5 protein-coding genes and 1 tRNA gene are annotated in these 5,731 nt (G+C 42.5%); 4 read left to right on the top strand and 2 right to left on the bottom strand.

Features of this window, described 5'->3' with window-relative positions; translation table 11 throughout:
• The first annotated feature begins 194 nt into the window (after positions 1-194).
• A tRNA-Gln gene (locus M0Q51_16950) sits at positions 195-268 on the top strand.
• Positions 269-336: 68 nt separating this feature from the next.
• Here M0Q51_16950 and M0Q51_16945 read toward each other — a convergent pair.
• Positions 337-1,776: a T9SS type A sorting domain-containing protein gene (locus M0Q51_16945; GenBank protein ID MCK9401659.1), complete on the bottom strand. Its 1,440-nt coding sequence runs from the start codon at positions 1,774-1,776 to the stop codon at positions 337-339.
• Positions 1,777-1,937: 161 nt separating this feature from the next.
• Between M0Q51_16945 and M0Q51_16940 the strand changes: the two genes are divergently transcribed.
• The 3 genes from M0Q51_16940 (at position 1,938) to M0Q51_16930 (ending at position 4,732) form a co-directional block, all read left to right on the top strand.
• Positions 1,938-2,309 (top strand): hypothetical protein, encoded by a 372-nt coding sequence (locus M0Q51_16940; protein ID MCK9401658.1) that lies wholly within the window; start codon positions 1,938-1,940, stop codon positions 2,307-2,309.
• Between the two features lie 120 nt (positions 2,310-2,429).
• A complete protein-coding gene (locus tag M0Q51_16935) occupies positions 2,430-3,821 on the top strand; it encodes a T9SS type A sorting domain-containing protein (GenBank protein MCK9401657.1) in 1,392 nt (463 codons plus the stop codon).
• Between the two features lie 68 nt (positions 3,822-3,889).
• A complete protein-coding gene (locus tag M0Q51_16930; GenBank protein MCK9401656.1) occupies positions 3,890-4,732 on the top strand; it encodes a cobalamin-dependent protein in 843 nt (280 codons plus the stop codon).
• A gap of 213 nt (positions 4,733-4,945) precedes the next feature.
• On the opposite strand, the gene M0Q51_16925 is transcribed toward M0Q51_16930, so the two are convergent.
• Positions 4,946-5,626: an ABC transporter permease subunit gene (locus M0Q51_16925; GenBank protein MCK9401655.1), complete on the bottom strand. Its 681-nt coding sequence runs from the start codon at positions 5,624-5,626 to the stop codon at positions 4,946-4,948.
• Between the last annotated feature and the right edge of the window lie 105 nt (positions 5,627-5,731).

Here is a 5,731-nt window from a genome sequence, read left to right as displayed (position 1 = left end):
AAGAAGAAAAATCATACAAAATAAATTAAGATATTGACATTCAATTGTTTATAACTATGAAAACAAACATGTTTTAAAATATTGTAAATTCGTCTCCCCGACTTTTCGGAGGGGGCTCAACCTTAAAATTTATACTTTTGCCCTCCTAAATAACACACCCACACTTCACTTGCACACTGACACCCACACTCTATTGCCCGATGGTGTAACTGGCTAACACGTCTGACTCTGAATCAGTAGAGTCCAGGTTCGAATCCTGGTCGGGCAACAATAAAAATCCTTAAACAACTGGATAAAAGATGTTTAGGGATTTTTTAATGCGTACTGATCTGACCTTTAATTCACCAGTAGTTTTTCAACCCTGTCATTGCCGTTCATCATTATCCTGACAATGTAAATCCCAGGGGAAAGCTGGCTGATGTCAATGGCTTGCATTTCCGAAGTGATCTTTTGCGCTACAATATTTTTTCCCATTGTATTGAATACTGTCACATCAGCCCCTGCTGCATTTTCAATGAAGAAAAGATGGCTGACCGGATTTGGAAAGGTCCGGACCAGGGTTTCAAGCGGATCACCTATACCGGATAACAAATTCACTGTAAATCCTTCTATAAGGACCATATCATCGACATGCACATCCCAGCTTCCTGCTGAGGCATCTGCAGGAATATTGAATATGGCCTCGAGCTGGCTATCGTTCAAAACATTGACAATTGAAGCATCAATTACTTCTGAAGGATTACCTGTAAAACTCAGGGAGACTGAAGGATTAGTGCCGACAAACGAAGTGTTTTCGGCAGTTATTGTCGTAGGTACCAGGTTGCCCTGATTTCCGTTATCAGGGGAAATACCGGAAAGAGCAGGGACCAGGGTGGCCAGCACAGTGAATCCATTGGCTTGTTCAAGCGCATCAACATGGATGGTATAATTTCCGGTGGAGGCATTCGAAGGGATCGTGAAATCTGCTGTCAATTCAGTATTGCTTGTAACAACGACATTGGACCCGTTGATAATTTCTGAAGGGTTGACGGAATAACTCAGGTAAACCGATGGGGTACCCGTCCAGGAAGTATTTTGCCCGAATACCGTTCCGTTAAAGGAATCGCCCTGGTGGGCAAAATTAGGTGACATGAAGGTTATGGCCGGGATCACTTCAATCACTGTGAAGCCATCTTGCAGCACCAAAGTGTTTACGTGTACATCCCATAGACCGGCGCTGGCCGATATAGGAATGGTAAACTGAGCATGCAGCACAGTAGGGCTGATCACCGTCACGCTGGTTGCGTTGATAATTTCGCTTGGATTGCCTGAAAAAGAAAGAGAAACAGCCGGTGATCCATTGAAATTTGTATTAGATCCTGTAATCGTTGCCAGGAATGAATCTCCCTGCCAAGCCTGGTTTGGAGAAATGCTCACGAGGATAGGCGTGAGGGCTGTGGCCGTGAATGACCCAACCATCCCCATGCCTGCGTGGGGCGTGCACACGTAATTATAGTTGCCTGCAATGGTCACGTGATATTCATAAAAGGTGTTTGAACTGGTGATGGGATGGTTCCAGCTTGCTGCCCCGGCCGGAATGGTTGTCGAAGTCGTGGTATGGGTGCCACTGATCCAAACCCACCTGATGGTGTCACCTACTATGACATTCGGTAAATTTGAAGGCGAAAAGGAAAAATTCTGCACATTGACAACCCACTTTGTTGCATTGGCGGTATTGGATATTAACATGATAACACCCACTACAAAAGCTGAAAATAAAATCGTAATGTTTTTCATAACTTGTGATATTATAAATTATTTAGACTAATTCTAAACAAAAACAACTAGTTGCTTAAAATGTTCATATTGAATGATAAAATTCAGCAACTGACTTATTTAAATTCTTTTTCAGAAAATTCATTAATTTTATTGTTTTAATGCTTTAAAATCTTCATGCCATGAAAACAGCCATACACTTTTTATTCCTCATGCTATCTATTGATGTCATGATTGCTCAGCAAAGGGCAACACTGCCTCTCGAATTTAAGGATTATGCTATTAAGTCAGACTATGTCAAACCCTTTATTATAAGTCCTGACTTGCCGGTTTACAAAGTCCCGAACTCAATGATTACAACGATGAGGGATGAGATAATTACAGAAGATGTCATAGGCACTACCATTTATGATCTGCAATCAAATGCCTCTTTACAGAACAGGATTTATTGTTATGATGATGGGACCAATGGGGCCGTCTGGACATTAGGTTTTAGTGAAACCACCTTTCCCGACCGGGGAACTGGCTATAATTTTTTTAACGGCTCAGAATGACAACCTCAACCTACACAGCGAATCGAAACCCTCAGGACAGGCTGGCCGTCTTATGCCCCATGGGGGACGAACGGTGAAATCGTTGTAAGTCATGACTTTACGGCTCTTAAATTGTATTTATTGACCAGGCCTGATAAAGGTACAGGCTCGTGGGATCAGAAACTATTCACTTATACTAACGGACCAACCACACTGTCATGGCCAAGAATGATCACTACCGGTGATGACCACAATACCATTCATTTGCTGGCAAACACCAATGCTGCATATCAGGGACAAGCCTTTGGTATTGTATATTCACGGTCATTAGATGGAGGCACATCCTGGGATCTTCAAAATGAAGTGGTCGATGGAACAGGAGCCGAATACTATACAGAGATCACAGCAGATCAATATGTCTGGGCAAACCCTGTAGGGGATAATATCGCATTTTTAGTCGCAAGCGCCTGGCATGACCTTTTTATGATGAAGTCGACCGATAATGGTGATTCCTGGGAAAAGACCGTAATCTGGGAACATCCTTATCCTTTTTTTGACTGGAATATTACTGTTACTGATACTCTTTTCTGTGTGGACAATTCTGCGAGCATCGCTCTTGACAATAATGGAAAAGCACACGTTGTTTTTGGCATCAGTCGTGTTATCCATGCTGTTGTCGGAACCGGTTATTCTTATTATCCATATGTTGATGGAATCGGTTACTGGAATGAAGATATGCCAACATTCTCTGACGACCTGAGCGCTTTAGCTCCACCTCAATATGGTTATCCCACCTCTGAAATGATAGAAGATGTGAATTATATTGGCTGGACCCAGGATGTTGACGGTGATGGAGAAATCACATTTATAAACACATCTACGGGTTTTCCAATGTCTTACAGAGAATTAGGCGTATCAACCATGCCCTCCATAACAATTGGGCCGGATAATTGGATCGCAGTGGTTTTCTCTTCAACTACTGAAACTTATGATAATTCAGAATGGAATTTTAAGAAACTTTGGATGCGTATAAAGCCATCCGGAATGAATTGGGGACCTTTTATTCATTTAACACAAGACCTTTCTCATTTTTTCGATGAATCTATTTATCCTGTAGCTTATCCCACGTTTGATAATGACATCCACATATTATATAACAATGATGGAATGCCCGGCACAGCTTTGGGTGAGAATCACGTTTACATAGAAAACATGACGACCTATATGAAAGTGGAACAGTTTGTTGGAGTTGAAGAAAATCAGCCACTAAGTGCAGAATCTGAATCCCTTATTATTTCTCCAAACCCATCGAAAGGTATGGTAAATGCGAGCTATTCTATAAATCGCGCTTCCCATGTAACCATGATGGTTTCGGAAATTTCAGGAAGAGCTGTTATCAACAAAACACTGGGATGGAAGAATGCAGGAGATTATATGTATTCATTTGATCTGGAGAATTTTTGTCCTGGAATATACTTTATATCTTTAAAAACAAGTCATCAGACCATTACTAAGAAACTGATAATTAATTAGATATAAATAATCAGTACCATCCTTATTGCCTTGAGGAATTCTAATGCCTGTAAATTTTTGTTGCCCTGATGACCTCAAACAGAAAAAAGTTATTGCTGGTAAACCCGATAAACCAGCATCGTTTGGGTTTCTCCAACGATCCCAGCACAAGCTATATGCCGATAAATCTGGGAATTATTGCAGCACTCACCCCTGAGCACTGGGATGTTGAACTGGTTGATGAGAGTTTTGAGAAATGCACCTTTCGCAAAGCCGATCTTGTAGGTTTTACTGCTTTCACAGCCAATGCGCTCCGTGCATATGAATTAGCTGTCATGTTTCGCCAAGAAGGCATTCACACGGTGATGGGCGGTATTCATGCCAGTATGATGACCGAGGAGGTTGTAAATTACGTAGACACCGTGGTAACTGGTGAAGCAGAAGTTGTTTGGCCCCAATTGATTGCCGATTTTGAGGATGGTAGTATTAAGCCTATGTACCTGGGTGGTATAACTGATGTGGAAAATATCCCGCATGTACGCCGCGAAATTTTTAAGAAGTACCCATACGTTTATGACCTGATTCAAATATCCAGGGGATGCCCGATGGGATGCGATTTTTGCTCGGTGACAAAGCTTTGCGGATCAAAATACCGCGAACGCGATGTGGAGGACGTACTCGACGAGCTTGAAGAAACCTCACGCCCGATGCTTTTTATTGTTGACGATCACCTGGTCAATACCAACAAGGGGGCAGAGGAACGAGCCATAAGACTGTTTAAAGGCATGGTCGACCGTAAGCTGAATAAGTTATGGTTCGGACAGGCCGCTATGAATTTTGCCGATAACGACGAGGTGCTGCATTGGGCTACCAAAAGCGGGTGTACCCGGAACCGACCTGTTTTTCCGCTTGCGCGACCAAAACCGGATTGAATTGAATAACTATCCCGAAGACTGGAAACACTACCATTTTAAAGAAGCTACTATGGGGACATCCAAAATGAGCCGGGAGCAACTTCAGGCTACAATGAAAGATATCTGGATGAGCATTTACAAAAAGGAAAACATACGCAAAATGATGTTCAAAACCCTGTGGCGTACGCGAAATTTTAAAGCCGCTTATTGGGTATATGGAACCAATCACAACTATGGGCGTATGGTCGTGGAAGACATGATCAATGCACTTAAAACTAAGATGTCCAGTGTAAAATTTCCCTTGTTGAACATCAGCTTCTGCGGTTCGTAATAGGAAAAAATATTGAACGATCTGGTAAAATCCGGGGCGTCCCAGACCTGGGAAAGAAAACTTAACAGGTAGAACACAAGTGTTATGATGGCGCTGAAATTGCCGGCCTTGCTTCCCATTTTCCCAAATACGGCAATCAGTGTGGTATAACTGAATATCAGGACGATTAAAAGCCAGAGGTTGATACTGATCTGAACTATATGGATAAAAATGTCACTCGTCAGGTGATGAAAAAGGATAAACGATGTGAGTGATCCAATCATGGCAGCAACAATGATGAGCAACAGGATCAGACTGCCGGAAAGCCATAAAGATAGGAGGAAGGCGCTGCGTTTAAAAGGATGTGCCAAAAGCAATTCCAGGGTTCCTGAATCAAGTTCCCGCGTTATATGATGAACCGGGATGTTAACGGCCGTAATGACAAGCAAGGCCAGGACAAGGGGGTGGTTGAACCCAAATGCTGCCGCCCCGTCATAGGTCAGGGTGCTGAAAAAGCTCTCCTGGAGAAAGACCCGCATCGCTTCCGGCAATTGGGCAAGAATGGCGGCAATTCTGCCAGTTTCCCGAGTTTGACACTTCATTTTTGTAATTGATTTATATACAGCACAGTAATGGCTTGCATAGAGGTTTGTGCCACTACATTTCGTTCTTTTTTATAAGATTTTAGATGGTATTCTCATGTTCAT

Source organism: Bacteroidales bacterium, from assembly GCA_023229505.1.
Classification (GTDB): domain Bacteria; phylum Bacteroidota; class Bacteroidia; order Bacteroidales; family JAGOPY01; genus JAGOPY01.
Note: the sequence above shows the minus strand (reverse complement) of the source record. Positions and strands in the feature narration are given on the sequence as shown.

What these genes read in the sequence shown, in the direction of transcription:
- M0Q51_16925 (MCK9401655.1), bottom strand. Translation starts at nt 5,626, where the DNA reads ATGAAGTGTCAAACTCGGGAAACTGGCAGAATTGCCGCCATTCTTGCC.
- M0Q51_16945 (MCK9401659.1), bottom strand. Translation starts at nt 1,776, where the DNA reads ATGAAAAACATTACGATTTTATTTTCAGCTTTTGTAGTGGGTGTTATC.
- M0Q51_16930 (MCK9401656.1), top strand. Translation starts at nt 3,890, where the DNA reads ATGACCTCAAACAGAAAAAAGTTATTGCTGGTAAACCCGATAAACCAG.
- M0Q51_16940 (MCK9401658.1), top strand. Translation starts at nt 1,938, where the DNA reads ATGAAAACAGCCATACACTTTTTATTCCTCATGCTATCTATTGATGTC.